Source organism: Streptomyces sp. NPDC008092 (genome assembly GCF_042957285.1).
Lineage (GTDB): Bacteria > Actinomycetota > Actinomycetes > Streptomycetales > Streptomycetaceae > Streptomyces.
Genome location: NZ_JBIBHY010000016.1, coordinates 121428 through 141562 on the forward strand (window position 1 = coordinate 121428; position 20135 = coordinate 141562).

Genomic DNA, 20135 nt, shown 5'->3' on the forward strand with positions numbered 1-20135 from the left:
CGAGCCTACGTCGGCCGGGGGAGGGGCCCGTCAGTAGCGCAGCACGCCGGCGATGCCGCTCTCGTCGTCCAGAGTGCCGTCCGGCACGAAGCGGACGTCGGCGCCGGTCTCCAGGCACTGCTCGACGATCTCGTCCACGATGTCGTCGCGGGCGTCCAGGTCACCGCTCACGGCCGGGATCAGGTGGTCGCCGTCGTCGCGGACCGTGGTGCGGTAGTTCTCCTCGACGGCGAGCAGCCGTACCCGGCCCTCGCGGGCGTTCTGCCAGACCTCGTCGACACCGGCCGCGAAGGTCTTGTGGCCGCGCGCGGATTCGAGCTCCCGGGTCACCGACGCGGTGCTGCGGCGCGACTCCGCCTGCAGAAGCGGGGTGATCGCCTGCCACACCGCCTCCGGGCCGGCGTGCGTGAGCCCGCCGTGCTGCACGGGGATGCTGTGCCGGGCGACGTTGCCGAGCTCCTCCCACAGGGAGAGGGCGGCCTGCTCGCCGGTGACGTAGAGCGGCCGCGGATCGTCGCGCAGCAGCGCGGCCATCGCCGTGTTCGCCTCCCGCAGGAAGTGCTTGGTGTCCTCGTCGCGGAAGGTGCTCGGCATGTCGCCGATCTGCTCCCGGCGCTCGGCGTCGAAGTTCTCCTGGCTGCGGTTGAGCGGGAAGCCGCCGGCCCGGCTCTCGGTGACCCGGTCGACGCCGCCGTTCCACAGGGTGACGCGGTCGGCCGAGATCGACAGCACCCAGAACGGCCGCTCGGCGGCGTGCGCCGAGACCAGGTTGCGGGTCAGGAAGGTGTCCGAGAGCACCACGCGCTCGGGCACGCTGCGGGCCAGCGACCACACCTGGTGCTCACCCGGCGCGGCGAAGATGACCAGGCCGTCCTCGGTGTAGGTCAGGTCGACCTCGGCGAGAGCCTGTTCGAGCTGCCTGACGACATCGGACCGGCGGTCCCGGGTCACCGCGGGATCGGACTCCAGCTGCTTCTTCGCCTCGGCCACGACGTTGCGCAGCCGGACGGAGTCCTGGGCGTTGTCGGGCTCACGACGGTGTGTCGGCGTCAGCACGGAGACAGCGGGATAGGGGCGCGGGCGGCGCAGCTCGGCAAGGGTCGAAGGACTGAGTGCGTGCTCCATATCAGCACCATAGGACCGATTCGCCGTTGCGGCATTTGGGGTAATTCTCCGGCGCCCCGGGATCAGGGGTGCGCCGTAACCGTGTTGAGGCCCGGCGGCCGGTGACGGCGGGCCGGGCGGCCGGTTACCGTACCCGGCAGTAACCGGATCACGCCTCGGGAGGCCCCGTATGCCGCAGTTCGAAGTCGACGGAGCGGCGCTGACGTACGACGACGAGGGTCCCCGCGACGGGAGCGCGGTGCCCCTGGTGTTCATCCACGGCTGGACCGCGAACCGGCACCGCTGGGACCACCAGGTGGCGCACTTCGCCGGCGCCCGCCGGGTCGTCCGGCTCGACCTGCGCGGTCACGGCGAGAGCACCGGGGCCGGGGTGAAGACGGTCGCCGAACTGGCCGGGGACGTGGTCGCGCTCCTCGACCACCTGGAGGTGGACCGTTTCGTCCCCGTCGGCCACTCCATGGGCGGCATGATCTCCCAGACCCTCGCGCTGGCCCACCCCGAGCGGGTCGAGCGGATGGTCCTGGTCAACTCCATCGGGCGGATGACGTACAGCCGCGGCCGCGGGCTCCTGATGGCGGCCTCGACCCTGGTGCCGTTCAAGCTGTTCGTCGCCGCCAACATCCAGCGCGCCTTCGCCCCCGGCTACCCGCGCGAGCAGATACGCGAGTACGTCCGCGCGTCCGCCGGCACCCCGCGCGAGGTCGTCATGACGCTGTACGGCGCCATGCGGGCCTTCGACGTCCTCGACCGGGCCGGCGAGATCACCGCGCCCACCCTGATGGTGCACGGCTACCACGACATCCAGCTGCCGGTGGGGCAGATGCTGCGGATGGCCAAGGCCTACCCGGACGCCGAGGTCCGGATCATCGACGCGGGCCACGAGCTGCCGGTGGAGCGGCCGGCCGAGCTGACGGCGGTGCTGGACCGGTTCCTGACCCCGGCCGCGTAGCGCGAACGCACGACAGCACCAGGTGACCGGCGCCCGGCGAAAGCCGCGGCGCCGACCCGTTTGGGGAACTTTTTGCGCTTGGCCTGTTCGGGGCGGGCCGGGCCCGGCGTGGGGCGGGATCGCGGGCCTCGCACGGGCAAAACGCGTCCGAAAGTGGGGGCGGGGTACTCCGTTCGTGTTACGGCCAGGTTGACCGGCCGAGGTCCCGGGCGCACGCTCGTCATATAGGTGCTGAATACAAGTGGTTCGCTCGGGCAATTGCCTGCGCCACGGAACCGCAGGTGGCGCGCATCGCCCGGCTGACCGGCAGCAGGAGGTAGCACATGTGTGGCATCACCGGCTGGGTCTCCTTCGACCGTGACCTCACCACCGAGCAGCGCGCATTGGATGCAATGACGGAGACCATGGCCTGCCGCGGTCCCGACGACCGGGGCACCTGGAGCGAGGGCCCCGTCGCCCTGGGGCACCGCCGGCTCGCGATCATCGACCTGCCCGGCGGCCGCCAGCCGATGACCGTCCGCACCCCGGACGGCACCGTCGCGATGGTCTACTCCGGCGAGGCCTACAACTTCACCGAGCTGCGCCGCGAACTCGCCGCCCGCGGGCACGTGTTCACCACCGACTCGGACACCGAGGTCGTACTCCGCGGCTATGTGGAGTGGGGCGACACCGTCGCCGAGCGGCTCAACGGCATGTACGCCTTCGCCGTCTGGGACGGCCGCCACGAGAAGCTCGTGATGATCCGGGACCGCATGGGCATCAAGCCCTTCTACATGTACCCGACCCCGGACGGCGTGCTGTTCGGCTCCGAACCCAAGGCGATCCTGGCCAACCCGCTGGTCCGCCCCCGGGTCGGCCTGGACGGGCTGCGCGAGCTGTTCACCATGGTGAAGACCCCCGGGCACGCCGTGTGGGAGGGCATGCGCGAGGTGGAGCCCGGCACCGTCGTCACCGTCGACCGCGACGGCCTGCGCACCCGCGCCTACTGGCGGCTGGAGACCCGCCCGCACCCCGACGACCGGGACACCACCGTCGCCACCGTCCGCGAACTCCTCGACGACATCGTGCGCCGCCAGCTGGTCGCCGACGTGCCCCGCTGCACCCTGCTCTCCGGCGGCCTCGACTCCTCCGCCATGACCGCCCTCGCGGCCCGGCAGCTCGCCGCGCAGGGCGAGAAGGTCCGCAGCTTCGCCGTCGACTTCGTCGGCCGGACCGACAACTTCGTCGCCGACGAACTGCGCTCCACCCCCGACACGCCCTTCGTGCACGACGTGGCCCGCCTGGCCCGCACCGACCACCAGGACATCGTCCTCGACGTGGCCAGCCTCGCCGACCCCGCGGTCCGCGAGCGGGTGATCCGGGCCCGCGACCTGCCGGCCGGGTTCGGCGACATGGACACCTCGCTCCTGCTGCTGTTCCGGGCCGTCCGGGACCAGTCCACCGTCGCGCTGTCCGGCGAGTCCGCCGACGAGGTGTTCGGCGGCTACCTGCAGTTCTTCGACGAAGAAGCCCGCACCGCCGACACCTTCCCCTGGCTCGTCCGGTTCGCCCGGGACTTCGGCGACGACGCCGGCGTCCTGCGCCCGGACCTCGTCAAGTCCCTCGACCTGGAGCACTACGTCGCCGACGCCTACCACTCCGCCGTCACCGGCATCGAACGCCTGGACGGCGAGAGCGACTTCGAGTACCGGATGCGGCGCATGAGCCACCTGCACCTCACCCGCTTCGTCCGCATCCTGCTCGACCGCAAGGACCGGACGAGCATGGCCGTCGGCCTGGAGGTCCGGGTGCCGTTCTGCGACCACCGGCTCGTCGAGTACGTCTACAACGCGCCCTGGGCCCTCAAGTCCTTCGACGGCCGCGAGAAGACCCTGCTCCGGGAGGCCACCCGGGACGTCCTCCCGCAGTCCGTGTACGACCGGGTGAAGAGCCCCTACCCCTCCACCCAGGACCCGGAGTACGGCCGCGCCCTCCAGGACCAGGTCAGGGACCTGGTGGCCCGGCCCGACCACCGGGTCTTCGAACTCGTCGACCGCGACAGGGCCGGCCGGGCGGCCCACCGGGCCGAACTGAGCACCCAGGCCGACCGGCGCGGCCTGGAACGCACCCTGGACCTGGCCCACTGGATCGACCTCTACGACCCCGAGCTGTCCCTCTCCTGAGCCCTGAGCCCTGAGCCCTGAGCCCTGAGCCCTGAGCCCGGCGCTCGGGGCCCGGCGTCCGGGGCCTCAGCCCGACGAGTCGGTGACGGAGCCGCCGTCACCGTCCGCCGGGCAGGAACTGCCGTCGGGCGGCAGCGTGCCGTACAGCAGGAAGTCGTCGACCTTGCCGTGCACGCACGCCGACGACGTGTACCCGGTGTGGCCGTCGCCCCTGTTGTCCAGCACCACGGCGGACGGACCGAGCCGCTTCGCCGTCTCGACCGTCCAGCTGTACGGCGTCGCCGGGTCACCGCGGGTGCCCACCAGGAGCAGCGGCGCGGAGGGCACATCCTTGACCTTCTCGCGGATGAAGTCCGTACCGCGCGGCCGGCCGTAGCACAGCAGCACCTGCGTCAGCCGGAACCGGCCGAACACCGGGGACGCCTGCTGGTACTCCTTGTCCAGCCTGGCGATGTCCTCGGTGAGCCGCCGGGCGCTCGGCCGGTCCGGGTCGTCGGCGCAGTTGATCGCCATCAGCGCGGCCGACAGGTTGTCCACGGGGATGTCCGCGCTGTCCACGAGCCCGCCGCCCGGCCGGTGCCCGTGCGGCAGCGCGTAGCCGCCGGACGCGACGTTCTGCACCCCCCGGGTGTCCCCGTCCTCGATCAGTGCGGCCAGCGCCCGCTCCAGCAGCGGCCACAGCTCCCTGCCGTAGAGCCCCTGCCCGAGGGCGTCGACCAGGTCCTGGCCGGTGAACGCGCCGCCGAAGTCGGAGGGCACCGGGTCCTCGTCGAGGGAGCGCACCAGCTTCACGACCGCCTCGCCGGCCTTGCGCCGGTCCTGCCCGAACGGGCACCCCAGGTCGGAGACGCACCAGTCCAGGAAGTCGTCCAGCGCCGTCTGCTGCCCCCGGGCCCCGGCCACCCCCTGCTCGGCCAGCGACTCGGTCAGCGTGTCCACCCCGTCCAGCGCCATCCGGCCCACGTTGTGCGGGAACTGCGCCGCGTACACCGCGCCGAGCCTGGTGCCGTAGGAGAAACCCAGGTAGTTCAGCTTCGCGTCGCCGAGCGCCTGGCGGATGACGTCCAGGTCCCGGGAGGCGTTCACGGTACCCATGTGGGACAGCACGGGCCCGGAGTTCCTGGTGCACCGCAGCGTGAGCTGCTTCAGCTCCTTCATCAGGGCCTGCGGACGGGCGGCGTCGGGCGGCTCGTCGGTGCTCGTGCCGTCCGGGGCGGCGCCGGTGCCGGCGCCGCAGGTGACGGGGGAGGAGCGGCCGACCCCGCGCGGGTCGAAGCCGACCACGTCGTAGCCGTTGGTCAGCCCCATGAACTCCTTGGCGTCCTGGCCGAGCTGGCTGACGCCCGAGCCGCCCGGGCCGCCGAAGTTCAGCAGCACCGAGCCCCGTGACTTCCCGGTCGCCCGGTAGCGGGACAGCGCCAGGTCGAGGGTGCCTCCGGCCGGCCGTGCGTAGTCGAGGGGGACGGTGACCCTGCCGCACTGCATGTCCCTGGGCAGCTCCACGTCCTTGCACGCCGTCCACCGGACCTGCTGCCGGTAGAACGGGGTCAGGTCAGGCTGCCGGCCGCCCGCCGTCGTCCCGGCCGGGGTCGCCGGCAGCCCCGCGCCCAGCAGCGCCAGCGCCACGGCACCGGCGTCGGCGCAGCGCCGCAGCGCGGGCCGGGTACGGGGCACGGCAGGCATCGAGGGCCTCCAGGGACGCTCCGTGGCGGACCGGACACAGGGCTTTCGCCCACCATAAGCGGGCTCCGCGGGGCCCGCCTCCGGGCGAGCGGGGCGGACAAGGGGGCCGTAGCCTGCGCGCGATCACCCCTTTCGATGCCCTTGCATACTTTTGCTGTCGGTTCGAGTTCAGTGTCACTCGATGGGGTGAAATGTGAATAAGCCATAACTCACATGGTTCGTCTGCGTTTTAACCGTTGCGGGCGAGCGCCCGCATTCATGTCTGGAAGGCAGGGAACCTATGAAACGGGTTACCCGAAACGGTGTGATCGCCGTCGCCGCCGCCTCAGGTGCGATGGCCGTGGCGGTTCCGGCCTGGGCCGACGCGGGCGCGGACGGTACCGCGGCCGGTTCGCCCGGGGTGGTCTCCGGCAACGGTATCCAGCTGCCGGTCAACCTCCCGGTGAACGTGTGCGGGAACACCGTGAACGTGGTGGGGCTCCTCAACCCGGCAGCCGGCAACACCTGCGCGAACGAGGGCGGCGGCGACGCCACCGACGGCGCGCCCGGCGGCTCGGTCACGTCCGGTGGCGCGTCCGCGCAGGGCACCGAGGAGGGCTCGCCCGGGGTGGTCTCCGGCAACGGCATCCAGCTGCCGGTCGACCTCCCGGTGAACGTCAGCGGCAACAGCGTCGACGTGGTCGGCGTCCTGAACCCGGCCATCGGCAACACCTCGGTGAACACCTCCGGCGACCACCCGAGCCCGCCGGAGACCAGCACCCCGAAGCCGCCCGTCGTCGAGCCGCCGGCCCCGCCGAAGGCCCACCACGAGCCCAAGGCGCACGACCCCGCCGCGCCGCCGGCCCGGGCGACCCTCGCGCACACCGGCACGGACCTCACCGGCGCCGCCGCGGCGGGCAGCGCGGCGCTGCTGCTCGCCGGGACCGCCCTGCACCGGCGCTTCAGCCCGGGCCGGACGCGCTGACGCCCGGCGTGATACCGGAGCGGGCGACGCACCGCGCATCGGCAGGCCCCACCGGACCCGACCGGTGGGGCCTCCGCCGTACGCACGGGTCGCCGCACGCCGCACGCCGACCGGCACACCGTTAGACCGCCGGACCGCCGGACCGGACACGGCACGCGGCACGTCAACGGCTTGATCCGTCGTGGCGCGGCACCCGGTGATCCGGAAGGATGCTGCGGGCGCGCGGCGCCGGTCGCCGTGCGGTCGGACCCCGTCACGGAATGGAGCGCATCGATGACCTCTCCGGCCCCCCAGGACCTCGTCGTCACCCGGGCCACCCCCGACGACTGGCCGCTGATCGTCGGCTGGGCGGCCGACGAGGGCTGGAACCCGGGACTGGCGGACACCGCCGCCTTCTTCGCCCAGGACCCCGACGGGTTCTTCGTCGGCCGCATCGACGGTGAACCGGTGTCGGCCGTCTCCGTCGTCAACCACGGCTCCGACTACGCCTTCCTGGGCTGGTACCTGGTCCGCCCCGACCTGCGCGGCCAGGGCCACGGCCTCACCACCTGGAAGACCGCACTCGCCCACGCCGGCGAGCGCACCGTCGGCCTGGACGGCGTGGTGGCCCAGCAGGACAACTACCGCCAGTCCGGCTTCGAACTCGCCTACCGCACCGCCCGGTTCGTGGGCGAGGCCCCCGCCGCCGAGACCCCGGCCGGTGTCCGGCGGGCCCGCGCCACCGACCTGGCCGCCGTCACGGCGTACGACAGCGCCTGCGGCCCGGCCGACCGGCCGCGCTTCGTGGCCGCGTGGCTGAACACCACCGGGCACACGGCGCTCGTCCGCCACGACGGCGACCGCCTCACCGGTTACGGCGTGATCCGCCCGGGCCGCGACACCCTGCGCATCGGCCCCCTCTTCGCCGACACCGCCGAGGACGCCCGCGCCCTGTTCACCGCCCTCAACGCCGAGGCTGCGGGCAACCGGGTCGCCATCGACGTACCCGAGATCAGCACGGCGGGCGTCGCCCTCGCCGAGGCGGCCGGCTTCGCCCCCTCGTTCGAGACCGCCCGGATGTACACCGGCCCGGTCCGCGACCACGCCCGCGAGCGGATCTACGGGGTCACGACGCTCGAACTGGGCTGACCGGCCGGCCCGGACGTCCGGCGGCCACGGGAAATGGCGTTGCCCGCGTCGCGCCCGGATGGTGGAGTGCGCGTATGGATCACCAGACTGTGCTCGCCCTGTACGACCGCGACATGCGCGAGGGCGCCCGGCCCGACGGGCCCGGCGCCCGGATCGAGCGCGTGGGCGAGGTGGTGCGCCAGGTGGCGGACGCCGGGGGATGGAACGGCGTCCTCTGGTCGGACCTGGACGCGTCGACCGCGGACCGTGCGATCGCCGAGCAGGTCGGCTTCTTCGCCGCCCACGGGCAGGAGTTCGAGTGGAAGGTCTACGGCCACGACCGGCCGTCGGACCTCGGTGACCGGCTGACGGCGGCCGGGTTCACGCCGGAGCCGCAGGAGACCCTGATGGTCGGCGAGGTCGCCCGGCTCAGCCTCGACGCGGACCTGCCGGACGGCGTACGCGTGGTGACCGCCACGGACCGGGCGGGCATCGAGCTCATGGTGGACGTGCACGAGAAGGCCTTCGGCACGGACGGTTCGCCGCTCCGGAACCGGCTGCTGGCACGGCTCGCCGAGCAGCCGGACAGCATGGTCGCGATGATCGCGCTCGCCGGGGACGAGCCGGTCAGCGCCGCCCGGGTCGAGCTGGTACCGGGCACGAGGTTCGCCGGACTGTGGGGCGGCGGCACCGTGGAGGGATGGCGCGGGCGTGGCATGTACCGTGCCCTGGTCGCCCGGCGGGCCCGGGTCGCCGCCGCGCACGGTTGCCGCTACCTGCAGGTGGACGCGTTGCCCACGAGCCGGCCGATCCTCGAACGGCTGGGGTTCCACGCCCTCACCACGACCACGCCGTATCTCTCTCCTGCGTAGGCGCGACAGTTCTCCCGGGTAGGAGCGGCAGGAGAAACCGCCGGCGCCCGGTCGGCCGACCGCCGGGCACGCCCGCGCGGCGGGACCGCACCGCTCGATGCCGTCCCGCCGCGCCCGAGGTGCGCTCAGGTCACCGGCGTGCCTTGCTGCGGTCCAGGGCCGCGATCCCCAGCGCCGCCAGGGCGATCTGGATGAACCACTCGATCCAGTCGGGGCCCTTGGTGTCGGCCACGCCGAAGCCCGCCGCGAGCGCCGAACCCAGCAGCGCCGCGACGATGCCGACGACGATGGTCCACAGGATGCCGACGTGCTGGCGGCCGGGGACGACCAGGCGCCCCAGCACACCGATGATGAGTCCGATGACGATGGCGCTGATGATGCCCGAGATCTCCATGTCCGCCCCTCTTCGTCTGTACCCCGCTGCTGTCCAATCTGCCCGCTGAATCCGGAGGCAGTCCCGTCGGGTTGTTACAGCGGTTTTCTGTTCACCGACCCGACATGCCATGTACCTTTCAATGAGTCGACGCGTGTAGAAATCTCAAGCACGTTCTACGCGCGCAGAGTTGGCGCCCGCACCGCCTCTACCCCACCCCCTCACGGAGGTTCGCCGGATGCTTGGATCCAGCAGATCCCGCCACAGACTCACCACCGCCCTGGCCGGGTTCGGACTGCTCGTCACGGGAGCCGCCCTCCAGGTCGGCACCGCGGCCGCCCCCGCCCACGCGGCCACCACCTACCGCGTCCTGTTCGACGACGGCCACGCCGAGGAGGCCGGCAACGCGGACTGGATCATCTCCACCAGCAAGCCCGACCCGCTCGCCCAGGACTCCTCCCCGTCCTCGGAGACCGACTGGACCGGCGCGCTCTCCTCGTGGGGCGTCGCCCTCCAGAAGACCGGCAGCTACAGCATGAAGACCGCGACCAGCGCGCTCACCTACGGCGGTTCGTCGACGACCGACCTGTCGAACTTCGACGCCCTGGTCCTCCCCGAGCCCAACACGCTGTTCACGACCGCCGAGAAGACCGCGATCATGAACTTCGTGAACAACGGCGGCGGTCTCTTCATGATCTCCGACCACACCGGCGCCGACCGCAACAGCGACGGTGAGGACGCCGTCGAGATCCTCAACGACCTGATGACGAACAACAGCGTCGACTCGACGGACCCGTTCGGCTTCTCGATCGACTCCCTCGACATCAGCTCCGGCTACCCGGCGGCCATCAGCGACAGCAGCAACGCGGTGCTGAACGGCTCCTTCGGCACCGTCACCAAGAGCCTGATCGCCGACGGCACCACCGCCACCCTCAAGCCCTCCGACAACTCCAACGTCAAGGGCCTGGTGTACCGCAGCGGTTACTCCGGCAACACCGGCGCGTTCTTCGCCACCAGCACCTTCGGCAGCGGCCGGGTCGCCTTCTGGGGCGACAGCTCCCCGATCGACGACGGCACCGGCCAGTCCGGCAACACGCTGTACGACGGCTGGAACGACACCGGCGCCACCAACGCCGCCCTCGCCCTCAACGCCACCGCCTGGCTCACCGGCGCGAGCAGCGGCAGCAGCGGAGGCGGTGGCGGGGGTGGCGGCGGCACCTGCACGTCCGCCCAGCTCCTCGGCAACCCCGGATTCGAGTCCGGCAACACCACCTGGACCGCCAGCAGCGGGGTCATCACCAACTCCAGCAGCGAGGCGGCCCGCACCGGCTCCTACAAGGCCTGGCTCGACGGCTACGGGTCCGCCCACACCGACACGCTGTCCCAGTCGGTGACCATCCCGTCCGGCTGCTCCGCGACGCTCAGCTTCTACCTGCACATAGACACCGCGGAGACCACCACCAGCACCGCCTACGACAAGCTGACGGTCACCGCCGGATCCACCACCCTGGCCACGTACTCCAACCTCAACGCGGCCTCCGGATACGTCCTCAAGAGCTTCGACGTCTCCTCCCTGGCCGGCACCACGGCCACCATCAAGTTCTCCGGTGTCGAGGGCTCGACCCTCCAGACGTCCTTCGTCGTCGACGACACCGCGCTCAACGTGAGCTGAGCGGGACGGACGGTTCCGGCAGGCCCGCCGGAACCGTCCGCTCCACGGCGTTCCAGCCGGAGACCCGCACCTGGGGCGCCGAGCCGTGCAGGTCGGCGGTCCGGTAGGTGGCCGTCAGGGTCGCCGACTCACCCGGCCACAGGCCGACCTCGTTGTCCGACCAGCGCACCGGCAGCACCGGCCTGCCGTTCGCGTCGACCAGATGGACGTCCGTCAGCAGGGACGGGGTCTTCCCGGTGCCCGTGTTGCGGACGGTGACCGTGGTGGTCGACGTGCCGTCGGCGGCCGTGGTCGACGCCGTCGCGGTGACCGGGACCTGGGCCATCGAGGAGAGCCCGGTCAGGTCGGCGTAGCTCGTCGTCGGCGTGTGCCACCAGTCCGTCTTCGCCCAGTCGAGGGCGTCGGCCTTGGTGGAGAGCCAGTAGACGTTGCGGCTCACCTCCCTGCCGTCCGCGTCGGTCAGGACCAGCCGCGCCAGGTAGGTGGAGGCCAGCCCGCTCACCGACGCCGGCAGGGTGAGCGCGGTGCTGTGCGCGCCGTCGCCGTTGACCGAGACGCCGGTGACGGCCTGGTCGTACTTCTGGGTGCCGTCGGGGTTGAAGAGGGTGACCCGTGCGGTGAGCCCGGAGACCGGCGTGTGCCGGTTGTTCACCACGGCCACCGAGCGGTCGTCGTAGGAGTACTGGACGTGCAGCGGCTCGTTGGCCTTCTTCGCGCCGAAGTAGGCGCCGCCCTGGTCGAGGTAACGGTCCATCAGCTGCCAGTGCAGGGACGTCCAGCCGCTGTTGAACATCCAGTACACGACCCCGGTGGACGGCTTCGAGGCGTCGGTCTGGTTGCGTCCGTACGCCTCGTACTGGGCGCGGACGTTCTCGTACTGGGCGAGCTGGGCCTTCCTGACGTAGTCGGTGAGGCTCTTCGGGGCGCCGTAGCGGCCGGTGAGGGCGGCGTCGTAGACCTTCAGGGTGCCGAAGGTCGCGGACGGCGAGCGGTGGTACTGCTTGGCGTCCGGGTTCTTCCAGAGGGTGTCGAGTTCGGCCGGGGTCATCATCCGGCGCAGGGTGTCGAGGGTGGGGATGTCCGGGCCTGCGCTGGTCTCCGAGTTGAAGCCGGTGGCGCCGCCCTCGCGCTTGGCGTACCAGTAGCCCGGCGGGACCCAGTCGTAGGGGCCGGTCATCTTCATGCCCGAACTGCCCAGCTGGGGAGCCGACTTGTCCGAGGCGGCGGGGACCACCGGGACGGCCCAGTCGGCGGCGGTCAGGGCGTCCAGGTAGTTCTTCTCGATCTTCGCGTCGGGCGCGGCGTCGCTGCCGATCAGGAAGGAGACCACGCTCGGGTGGTCACGCAGCCGGGCGGCCTCGGCGGCCATCGAGGCCTGGGCGACCTGGTAGTCGGCGGCGGTCCACTTCTCGCCGCTCTCACCGGGGTTGGTCTGCCCCTCCCACTTGTCGCAGCACTCCCAGCCGGGCAGGGTGAGGACGCCGAGGCGGTCGGCGAGGCCGAAGAACTCGTCGGGCTCGATGTGGCCTTCCAGCCGGATGGCGTTCAGACCAAGGTCGAGGGCGTACTTGAGGCGGTCCTCGGCATAGGTGCGGTCCCAGCGCAGGAACTCGTCCGGTGACCAGCCGCCGCCCTTGATCAGCAGCCGGCGGCCGTTGACCGAGTACTGGCGGGCGCCGTCGGAGTTCAGCGGGGCCCGGACGTCCCGGATGCCGAAGGTCTCGTGCGCGGTGTCCGACGCCGTGCCGCCGACCGAGGCGGTGAGGTCGACGTCGTAGAGCGGCTGGCCGCCCATCCCCGCAGGCCACCACACCTTCGGGGAGGTCAGGTGCAGCCCCGGGGTGTCGGCGGGTGTGAAGGTGACGGTCCTGGTCTGGTGGGCCGCGAGCTCGACCGACCTGGTGAGGGTCACCCCGGCGACGGTGCCGGAGACCTCGGTGGTGACCGGCGCGTCCGAGTCGTTGCGGGCCTGCGCCTTCACCGTCAGGTCCGCCGTCGCGAGGGACGGCACCGCGAGCTGCGTCACCACGTGCGCGTCGCGCAGCGCGACCGGGCCGCCGCGCCGGACCAGGACGTCACGGACGATGCCCATGTTCTGGTCGGGCGGCGGCTGGAGCCAGTCGAGCCAGCCCATGGTGAGGTTCTTGTTGGGGTTGTTGGGCTGGATCCGGAAGGCGACCGTGTTGGTGCCCTCCTTCACCAGCGAGGTGACGTCCAGCTCGTGGCGGGTGTAGGCGCCGGTGACGTCGGCGGCGGTGGCGACCTGACGGCCGTTCACGTACACGTCGGCCGCCGAGATCACCCCGCTGAAGTCCAGGTAGGTGCGGTGCGAGGGGTCCGCGACCGTGAAGTCGCTGCGGTACCACCAGGGGACCTGGAACGGCGACTTGGGGATCTTCTGGAGGTTGGTGGAGACGAACGGGTCGTCGTAGACGCCGTCGGCGAGCAGGGCGGCGAGGACCGTGGAGCGGGGCCCCGCCGGATACCAGCCCTGCGTCGGGTAGCCGGGGGAGGAGACCGCCGCGGCGGAGTCGCCGACGTCGGCCGTCGAGCGGATCGCGTAGCCCGACAGGGGGGTCTCGGACCCGGCGGCGGACGGCACCCGGGTGATCCGGGCGGGCCCGTGGGCCGGGTCGCGGGCCCCGGCCCAGGCACTGGTGTTCAGTGAGCAGAGCAGTCCCAGGGCCACGGCGGCCGTGGCGAGGCGGTGTCCGGGGGCACGGCGAGGGAACACGGTGGTCTCCAGGCTCGTAAAGTTAGGAAACTTTACTAACCCGGCTCAAGCTAGGGTGCCGCGGAGGCCGTGTCAATCACCGTGGGTTCCGCGCGAGTTGGTGCCGCCGCGGTCAGGACGCGCTCGACCGGCGCTCGAACACCAGGTCACGGGCGGTGCCGAGGGCCGTGGCCACCGCGCCGAGCAGCACCGCGTCCTCGCCGAGCCGGCTGGGCGCCAGCTTCGGGCGCAGCGGTGTGAGGGTGCGCAGGTGCTCCCGCACGGGGCGCAGCAGCAGGTCGACGCTGTGGCCGACACCGCCGCCGAGCACCACCAGGTCGGGGTCGAGGACGGCCGCGGCCGCCGCCACCGTGTGCGCGATCCGCTCGCCCTCGAGACGTACCGCCTCCACGGCGGCCGGATCGCCCTGGCGGGCCGCGTCGAACACGGACTTCGCGGTGAGCTGCCCGGTCATCCCCAGCCGCCGTGCGGTTTCGACGACGGCCACCCCCGACACCGCGTCCTCCAGCCGCTCCGGCCCCCGCTGCTGCCCCGGCCAGGGCAGGAAGCCGATCTCCCCGGCGAGCCCGTGGGCCCCGGTGAACAGCCGTCCCTCGCTGACCACGCCCATCCCGAGGCCGGTGCCGATCATGATGTACGCGAAGAGCCGGCTGCCCGCCCCGACGCCGTACGTGTACTCGCCGAGGGCCGCCAGGTTGGCGTCGTTGTGCACCTCCAGCGGGACGCCCAGCTCCTCGCGCATCCGGTCGAACAGGCCCGCGCGCCCCCAGCCCGGCAGGTGCATCGCGTACCGCACCCGCCGCTGCCGCTCGTCGTACACGCCCGGCGTGCCCACCACCGCGTGCACCACCTCGGCCGGGTCCACCCCCGAGTTGGCGACCACCTGCCGGGCCGTCGTGACCAGCAGGTCGGCCATCGCGCCCGAACCCCGGGCCCGGTTGCGCACGTCGGAGCGGGCGACCAGGGTGCCGTCGAGGTCGGCGACCGCCACCCGCAGCCAGCCCCGGCCCACGTCGATGCCGAGCGCGTAGCCCGCCGCGGGGTCGGGCGCGTACAGGACGGCGGTGCGGCCGCGCTCCGGGGCGTGGGTGCCGACCTCGTGGACGAGCCCCGCCGACTCCAGCGCGGCCAGCGCGCTGGACACCGTCGGCTTCGACAGGCCCGTCTCGCGGGCCAGTTGGGCGCGGGAGGCGGAGCCGAGCAGGCGCAGCCGGTCCAGCAGCAGCCGCTCGTTGGCGCTGCGCAGGCGCTGCCGGCTCCAGGGCTGCTCCTGCTCCTCTACGACGTCGCTGGCGGCCATCACACCATTCTCACCGATTCCCGACGCATACTTGACGCATCTAGTAAGGCTCCTTAACTTTATCGGCCATCCCGCCGAGTCGGCCCCCGCCCGTCGTACGCGCCCCGCCCGCCTCCCCCTGTCTCGCTCAGGAGCCCCCATGTCTGCTGGTCCCGGTAGTCCCGTCGTCCCGGACAGTGCCCCGCCGGACGGCGGTTTCGTCCGCCGCGTCGGCCTGTTCCAGGCCACCGCCATCAACATGAGCCAGATGTGCGGCATCGGTCCGTTCGTGACCATCCCGCTCATGGTCGCCGCGTTCGGCGGCCCGCAGGCCGTCATCGGCTTCGTCGCGGGCGCGGTGCTCGCGCTCTGCGACGGCCTCGTCTGGGCCGAACTCGGTGCCGCGATGCCCGGCTCCGGCGGCAGTTACGTCTACCTGCGCCAGGCCTTCCAGTACCGCACCGGACGCCTGATGCCGTTCCTGTTCGTGTGGACGGCGATGCTCTTCATCCCGCTGATCATGTCCACGGGCGTGGTCGGCTTCGTCCAGTACCTGGGCTACCTCGCCCCGGGCCTCGGCCAGACCTCCGGCGACCTCATCGGTCTCGGCGTCATCGCCCTGGTGGTGCTCCTGCTCTGGCGCGGCATCGAGCACATCGCGAAGATCACCGCCGTGATGTGGACGGTGATGATCGCCTCGGTGCTGCTGGTGATCGTGGCCGCGGCGAGCGACTTCAGCCCGCACCTGGCCTTCACCTACCCGGCCCACGCCTTCGACCTGACCAGCGACCACTTCTGGCTGGGCTTCGCCGCGGGCCTGACCATCGGCATCTACGACTACCTCGGCTACAACACGACCGCCTACATGGGCGCCGAGATCAAGGATCCCGGCCGCGTCCTGCCGCGCTCCATCCTCTTCTCCATCCTCGGCATCATGGCGATCTACCTGCTGCTCCAGATCGGCACGCTCGGCGTCGTCGACTGGCACCGCATGACGAACCCGGACGACATCGCCTCTACTTCCGTGGCCTCGGCGGTCCTTGAGAAGACCTGGGGCAAGGGCGCCGCCGACACGGTGACCGTGCTGATCCTGATCACGGCCTTCGCCTCGGTCTTCACCGGCCTGCTCGGCGGCTCCCGGGTGCCCTACGACGCCGCCCGCGACCGGGTCTTCTTCCGCCCCTACGAGAAGCTGCACCCCAAGCACCGCTTCCCGATGCTGGGCCTCGCGACCATGGGCGTGATCACCGCGATCGGCTTCCTGATCGGCCGGCACACCGACCTGGCGACCCTGATCCAGCTGCTCACCACCGTGATGGTGATCGTCCAGGCGCTGGCCCAGATCGTGGCGCTCACGGTGCTGCGCCGCCGGCAGCCGACGCTGAAGCGGCCGTACCGCATGTGGCTGTACCCGCTGCCGAGCATCGTCGCGTTCGCCGGCTGGTGCGTGATCTACGGCTACGCCGACCGGAACTCCCCGGGCCGCCACCCCATCGAGTGGTCGCTGGCCTGGCTCGCCCTCGGCTGCGTGGCGTTCCTGGTCTGGGCGCGGCTGGAGAAGGTGTGGCCGTTCGGGGTGAAGGAGGTCAGCGAGGAGTATCTGGCGCCGGAGGAGCCCGTCGTGGTGTAGTGTCACCACCACACGTCAGCCTCACCCGGCGGCCAACTGCCGCCGGGTGAGGCTTTTTTCATGACCGAACCCACTGCCGCGGACGTCGTCGTCCGCCCTGCCGTCCCCCAGGACCGCCCCGTCGTCGACCGTCTGTGGCTGATGTTCCGCCACGACCTGTCCGAGTTCGGGGGACTCCTGCCGAGGCCCGACGGCTCGTTCCGCGACGAGCGCGTCGAGGACGCGTTCTCCGCACCCGGCTGGGCGCCCTACCTCTTCGTCCGGGGCGGGCACCCGGCCGGCTTCGCGTTCGTGCGGGCGCTGGACGCTCCCGTGCGGGTGCTCAACAGCTTCTTCGTGGTGCGCGGTGCCCGGCGGACGGGCATCGGGCTGGCTGCCGTCCGCGGTGTCCTCGCCCGTCATCCGGGGCGCTGGGAGATCGCGTTCCAGTACGAGAACCCGGGCGCCGTCGCCTTCTGGCGGCGGGTCGCGGCCGAGACCGCGGGCGACGCCTGGACGGAGCGGCCCCGGCCGGTGCCGGGCATGCCGGAGCTGCCGCCGGACGTGTGGATCTCCTTCGACACGGCTCCCTGAACCGCGTCGAACGGGTGGCCGACATTGACATGCAAGTAATTGCCTGCATAACGTTGGGTGTGCGATCAGAGGACGACAGTGGGATGGACCAGGTCTTCAAGGCGCTGGCCGACGACACCCGCAGGCGGCTGCTGGACCGGCTGCACGAGCAGAACGGCCAGACGCTGGGCGAGCTGTGCGAGCGCATCGCGATGACCCGGCAGTCGGTGACCCAGCACCTGGCCGTCCTGGAGGCCGCCAACCTGATCAGCACCGTGCGGCGGGGGCGGGAGAAGCTGCACTACCTCAACCCGGTGCCGCTCCACGAGATCCAGGAGCGGTGGATCGACAAGTTCGAGCGCCCGCGCCTGCGTGCGCTCGGCGACCTGAAGCGACGAGCCGAGGAAGCCATGAGCGACCAGCCCAGCTATGTCTACGTCACCTACATCGCCAGCACCCCCGAGAAGGTCTGGGACGCCCTCACGGACGCCGACCTGACCGCCGTCTACTGGGGGCACTCCAACGTCTCCGACTGGCGGCCGGGCTCCCGCTGGGAGCACCGGCGCACCGACGGCTCCGGGATCGCCGACGTGGTCGGCACCGTCGTCGAGAGCGACCGCCCGACCAGACTGGTCACCACCTGGGCCGCGCCCGCGGACGAGGGCGACCGGAGCAGGCACTCCCGGGTCACCTTCGACATCCGCCCGCACGCCGACATCGTCAAGCTCACCGTCACCCACGAGGACCTCAACGACGAGGGCGAGCTCCGGGACATCTCGTCCGGCTGGCCGGCCGTGCTCTCCAACCTGAAGTCCCTCATCGAGACCGGCAGCCCGCTCCCGCAGGAGCCCTGGCTGGTCCCCGGCCGCTGAGCGGGCACGCGGCGGGGCCGGTCCGCCGTCACCGGACCGGCCCCGCGTCCTCCCTTCCAGGGGAAGTCCGGTGTGCCTAGGTCACAGGCGTCCGCTTGGCCGCCGAAGCGGCGCACACCAGCCCGAGGCAGAGGGCCAGTGCGCCGATGATGACGTTGTTGATGATGACGCCCTTGTCCGGGCTGGTGCCGACCACCCAGGGGGCGATGATCATCCAGATGCCCAGCGCGCACATGGCCCAGCTGAGGCCGTACATGCGCTCCGGTGCCCTGGTGAAGCCCAGTGCCAGCAGGCCTATCGCTATGCCCATGATCAGGTTGTGGGTCACGAGCGCCGGCTGGCTCGCCGTGTAGTGGAGGATCCACGGGGACGCCGCGCAGTACAGACCGAGCAGGAACACCGGTCCGTCCACGAGCGCCACATCACGGCCGCCGAGCATGCGGGCGTAGCGCTCCCGCATCTCGGAGACATCAGGGTGGCTGGATATGTCACTTCTGCCGTGCGAGACGTTGGCCATGACTCGTCTCCTTCTCGACTTGCAGGCCTGACCGCGTCTGGTGCGTGCGGTTATACGCCGCTAGACAGCATTCTGCTCTTATTTCTTCTTTATGTGTAGTTCTCGGCCCGGTCGCGCTCCCGGGCCTGCCGGAACCGGGCGAGACCGTCCGCCAGGTCGACGACCGGCTCCGGATAGCCGAGCGCCGCCCGGTCCGGGCCGCCGAGCTTCCACGGCTCGTGCGCCCGGGCCCCCGGCAGCGCCGCCAACTCCGGCACCCAGCGCCGGACGTACGCGCCGTCGGGGTCGTAACGCTTCGCCTGGGCCACCGGGTTGAGGACCCGGTTGGGGCGGGTGTCGGTGCCGGTGCCCGCCACCCACTGCCAGTTGAGCTGGTTGTTCGCCACGTCCCCGTCCACCAGCAGCTCCAGGAAGTGCCGGGCGCCCACCCGCCAGTCGACGTACAGCGTCTTGGCCAGGAAGCTCGCCGCCAGCAGCCGGCCCCGGTTGTGCATCCAGCCCTCGTGGCGCAGCTGGCGCATCGCCGCGTCCACGACCGGGTAGCCGGTGCGCCCCGCCCGCCACGCCTCGGCGTCCTCGTCCGCGGCGCGCCCGGTGCGCCAACGGTCGTGCTTCGTCCGGTAGTCGGCCGAGGCCGCCGCCGGCCGCGCGGCCAGCACCTGCCGGTGGAAGTCCCGCCAGGCGAGCTGCCGTACGAACGCCTCGGCGCCCGGACCGCCCGCCTGCCGGGCGCGGTGGACCAGCTCGACGGTGGAGAGCGTCCCGAAGTGGAGGTGCGGCGAGAGCCGGGAGGTCGCGTCGCCCGCCAGGTCGTCGTGGCGGTCCTCGTACGACTCGATGCCCGCGCGCAGCCAGGCCGCCAGCCGCCTGCGGCCCTCCGCCTCGCCACCGGCGGCCAGGCCCGCCGAGACACCGGACAGCCGGTCCCGGACCGGCAGCGGCTCGGACCCGACCCCGTCCGGCACCCGGACCCGGCGCGGCGCGGCCACCGCCTCCCGCAACGGCTGTCGCGACCACTGCCGGAAGTACGGCGTGAACACCGCGTAGTGGTCCGAGGCGGCCGGGGTCACCGCACCGGCCGGGACCGCCGAGGTCACCGCGTCGTGGACGTGCAGCCGCCGGCCGTCCGCCTCCAGGGCACGGCGCAGCCGCTCCTCCCGGCGCTGCGCGAGCCCGCTCACGTCGGCCGCCAGGTGCACCGCACCGGCGTCCGCCTCGGCCGCCGCCTTGCACACCTCCTCGACGAGGTCACCCGAACGCACCACCAGCCGGCCGCCGCGCTCGCGCAGCCCCGCGTCCAGCTCGCTCAGGCAGTCGGCGAGGAACGCCAGCCGGTTGGGCACGGCGAACCCGGCCCGGTCCACCGCGCGGTCCCGCACGAACAGCGGCACCACCTCGTCCGATCCGTCCAGGGCCGCCCGCAGCGGCGGATGGTCGTGCAGACGCAGGTCGGCGGTGAACAGGACGACCGAGACGTTCATGGGGCGGCTCCGGGGCGGTGCGACGGCATGCTGCAAAGTCCCCACGCTCCCACTTCCCCGGGCCCGCGCGACGGACCGGCGGCCCGCGCCCTTCCGGCGTTTCCGGCATGTCCGCGTCGATCGGGGGCAGCCGTGTGGAAAGGCGAGAACCGGCTCGGGAGGT

General features: G+C 72.0%; 16 protein-coding genes. 9 read left to right on the forward strand and 7 right to left on the reverse strand.

The genetic code is table 11. From position 1 onward, the window contains the following. Positions 1-30 precede the first annotated feature (30 nt). The gene (locus tag ACFZB3_RS40055) at positions 31-1125 is read right to left on the reverse strand and encodes a chemotaxis protein (RefSeq protein WP_391385812.1); all 1095 of its coding nucleotides are present in this window, start codon (positions 1123-1125) and stop codon (positions 31-33) included. Between the two features lie 169 nt (positions 1126-1294). On the opposite strand from ACFZB3_RS40055, the gene ACFZB3_RS40060 reads away from it, so the two are divergent. After that, positions 1295-2074, forward strand: coding sequence for an alpha/beta fold hydrolase (locus ACFZB3_RS40060; RefSeq protein WP_391385815.1), 780 nt, complete (start codon positions 1295-1297; stop codon positions 2072-2074). 323 nt (positions 2075-2397) lie between these two features. Then, the gene (gene asnB, locus ACFZB3_RS40065) at positions 2398-4236 is read left to right on the forward strand and encodes an asparagine synthase (glutamine-hydrolyzing) (protein ID WP_391385818.1); all 1839 of its coding nucleotides are present in this window, start codon (positions 2398-2400) and stop codon (positions 4234-4236) included. Between the two features lie 66 nt (positions 4237-4302). Here the strand turns inward: asnB and ACFZB3_RS40070 are convergent, their stop codons facing one another. Continuing rightward, positions 4303-5919, reverse strand: coding sequence for an alpha/beta fold hydrolase (locus ACFZB3_RS40070; RefSeq protein ID WP_391385821.1), 1617 nt, complete (start codon positions 5917-5919; stop codon positions 4303-4305). Positions 5920-6199: 280 nt separating this feature from the next. On the opposite strand from ACFZB3_RS40070, the gene ACFZB3_RS40075 reads away from it, so the two are divergent. From ACFZB3_RS40075 to ACFZB3_RS40085, 3 genes are all read left to right on the forward strand, one after another. Further along, positions 6200-6883 (forward strand): chaplin family protein, encoded by a 684-nt coding sequence (locus ACFZB3_RS40075; RefSeq protein ID WP_391385824.1) that lies wholly within the window; start codon positions 6200-6202, stop codon positions 6881-6883. A gap of 273 nt (positions 6884-7156) precedes the next feature. After that, on the forward strand, positions 7157-8011 hold the full coding sequence (locus tag ACFZB3_RS40080) for a GNAT family N-acetyltransferase (protein WP_391385826.1): 855 nt from the start codon (positions 7157-7159) through the stop codon (positions 8009-8011). Between the two features lie 74 nt (positions 8012-8085). Next, positions 8086-8862 carry a GNAT family N-acetyltransferase gene (locus ACFZB3_RS40085; RefSeq protein WP_391385829.1) on the forward strand — a complete coding sequence of 259 codons (777 nt, stop codon included), beginning with the start codon at positions 8086-8088 and terminating at the stop codon, positions 8860-8862. A gap of 130 nt (positions 8863-8992) precedes the next feature. Here ACFZB3_RS40085 and ACFZB3_RS40090 read toward each other — a convergent pair whose 3' ends face one another. Beyond that, the gene (locus tag ACFZB3_RS40090; protein ID WP_391385832.1) at positions 8993-9256 is read right to left on the reverse strand and encodes a GlsB/YeaQ/YmgE family stress response membrane protein; all 264 of its coding nucleotides are present in this window, start codon (positions 9254-9256) and stop codon (positions 8993-8995) included. A 217-nt stretch (positions 9257-9473) separates the two neighbouring features. On the opposite strand from ACFZB3_RS40090, the gene ACFZB3_RS40095 reads away from it, so the two are divergent. Then, positions 9474-10907: a hydrolase gene (locus tag ACFZB3_RS40095; RefSeq protein ID WP_391385835.1), complete on the forward strand. Its 1434-nt coding sequence runs from the start codon at positions 9474-9476 to the stop codon at positions 10905-10907. Here the strand turns inward: ACFZB3_RS40095 and ACFZB3_RS40100 are convergent. Both ACFZB3_RS40100 and ACFZB3_RS40105 read right to left on the reverse strand, forming a co-directional pair. Further along, the gene (locus ACFZB3_RS40100) at positions 10894-13641 is read right to left on the reverse strand and encodes a sugar-binding domain-containing protein (protein ID WP_391385837.1); all 2748 of its coding nucleotides are present in this window, start codon (positions 13639-13641) and stop codon (positions 10894-10896) included. The two genes, ACFZB3_RS40095 and ACFZB3_RS40100, sit on opposite strands and share 14 nt — an antisense overlap. A 112-nt stretch (positions 13642-13753) precedes the next feature. Then, positions 13754-14941, reverse strand: a complete 1188-nt coding sequence (locus tag ACFZB3_RS40105; protein ID WP_391385840.1) for an ROK family protein — start codon at positions 14939-14941, stop codon at positions 13754-13756. Between the two features lie 139 nt (positions 14942-15080). Between ACFZB3_RS40105 and ACFZB3_RS40110 the strand changes: the two genes are divergently transcribed. The 3 genes from ACFZB3_RS40110 (at position 15081) to ACFZB3_RS40120 (ending at position 17974) form a co-directional block, all read left to right on the forward strand. Next, positions 15081-16550 carry an amino acid permease gene (locus ACFZB3_RS40110; RefSeq protein ID WP_391385843.1) on the forward strand — a complete coding sequence of 490 codons (1470 nt, stop codon included), beginning with the start codon at positions 15081-15083 and terminating at the stop codon, positions 16548-16550. Between the two features lie 60 nt (positions 16551-16610). Further along, the gene (locus tag ACFZB3_RS40115; protein WP_391385846.1) at positions 16611-17123 is read left to right on the forward strand and encodes a GNAT family N-acetyltransferase; all 513 of its coding nucleotides are present in this window, start codon (positions 16611-16613) and stop codon (positions 17121-17123) included. Between the two features lie 83 nt (positions 17124-17206). Continuing rightward, on the forward strand, positions 17207-17974 hold the full coding sequence (locus ACFZB3_RS40120) for a metalloregulator ArsR/SmtB family transcription factor (protein WP_391385849.1): 768 nt from the start codon (positions 17207-17209) through the stop codon (positions 17972-17974). A 76-nt stretch (positions 17975-18050) separates the two neighbouring features. Here ACFZB3_RS40120 and ACFZB3_RS40125 read toward each other — a convergent pair whose 3' ends face one another. Further along, positions 18051-18491 carry an SPW repeat protein gene (locus ACFZB3_RS40125; protein ID WP_391385853.1) on the reverse strand — a complete coding sequence of 147 codons (441 nt, stop codon included), beginning with the start codon at positions 18489-18491 and terminating at the stop codon, positions 18051-18053. A gap of 89 nt (positions 18492-18580) precedes the next feature. Next, positions 18581-19972, reverse strand: a complete 1392-nt coding sequence (locus ACFZB3_RS40130) for an FAD-binding domain-containing protein (RefSeq protein WP_391385856.1) — start codon at positions 19970-19972, stop codon at positions 18581-18583. Between the last annotated feature and the right edge of the window lie 163 nt (positions 19973-20135).

Excerpts from the sequence above, each read along its gene's own strand:
- ACFZB3_RS40095 (WP_391385835.1), top strand. The coding sequence starts at position 9,474 with ATGCTTGGATCCAGCAGATCCCGCCACAGACTCACCACCGCCCTGGCC.
- ACFZB3_RS40090 (WP_391385832.1), bottom strand. The coding sequence starts at position 9,256 with ATGGAGATCTCGGGCATCATCAGCGCCATCGTCATCGGACTCATCATC.
- ACFZB3_RS40060 (WP_391385815.1), top strand. The coding sequence starts at position 1,295 with ATGCCGCAGTTCGAAGTCGACGGAGCGGCGCTGACGTACGACGACGAG.
- asnB (WP_391385818.1), top strand. The coding sequence starts at position 2,398 with ATGTGTGGCATCACCGGCTGGGTCTCCTTCGACCGTGACCTCACCACC.
- ACFZB3_RS40075 (WP_391385824.1), top strand. The coding sequence starts at position 6,200 with ATGAAACGGGTTACCCGAAACGGTGTGATCGCCGTCGCCGCCGCCTCA.
- ACFZB3_RS40120 (WP_391385849.1), top strand. The coding sequence starts at position 17,207 with ATGGACCAGGTCTTCAAGGCGCTGGCCGACGACACCCGCAGGCGGCTG.
- ACFZB3_RS40115 (WP_391385846.1), top strand. The coding sequence starts at position 16,611 with ATGACCGAACCCACTGCCGCGGACGTCGTCGTCCGCCCTGCCGTCCCC.
- ACFZB3_RS40085 (WP_391385829.1), top strand. The coding sequence starts at position 8,086 with ATGGATCACCAGACTGTGCTCGCCCTGTACGACCGCGACATGCGCGAG.
- ACFZB3_RS40055 (WP_391385812.1), bottom strand. The coding sequence starts at position 1,125 with ATGGAGCACGCACTCAGTCCTTCGACCCTTGCCGAGCTGCGCCGCCCG.
- ACFZB3_RS40080 (WP_391385826.1), top strand. The coding sequence starts at position 7,157 with ATGACCTCTCCGGCCCCCCAGGACCTCGTCGTCACCCGGGCCACCCCC.
- ACFZB3_RS40070 (WP_391385821.1), bottom strand. The coding sequence starts at position 5,919 with ATGCCTGCCGTGCCCCGTACCCGGCCCGCGCTGCGGCGCTGCGCCGAC.
- ACFZB3_RS40130 (WP_391385856.1), bottom strand. The coding sequence starts at position 19,972 with ATGAACGTCTCGGTCGTCCTGTTCACCGCCGACCTGCGTCTGCACGAC.
- ACFZB3_RS40110 (WP_391385843.1), top strand. The coding sequence starts at position 15,081 with ATGTCTGCTGGTCCCGGTAGTCCCGTCGTCCCGGACAGTGCCCCGCCG.
- ACFZB3_RS40125 (WP_391385853.1), bottom strand. The coding sequence starts at position 18,491 with ATGGCCAACGTCTCGCACGGCAGAAGTGACATATCCAGCCACCCTGAT.
- ACFZB3_RS40105 (WP_391385840.1), bottom strand. The coding sequence starts at position 14,941 with ATGGCCGCCAGCGACGTCGTAGAGGAGCAGGAGCAGCCCTGGAGCCGG.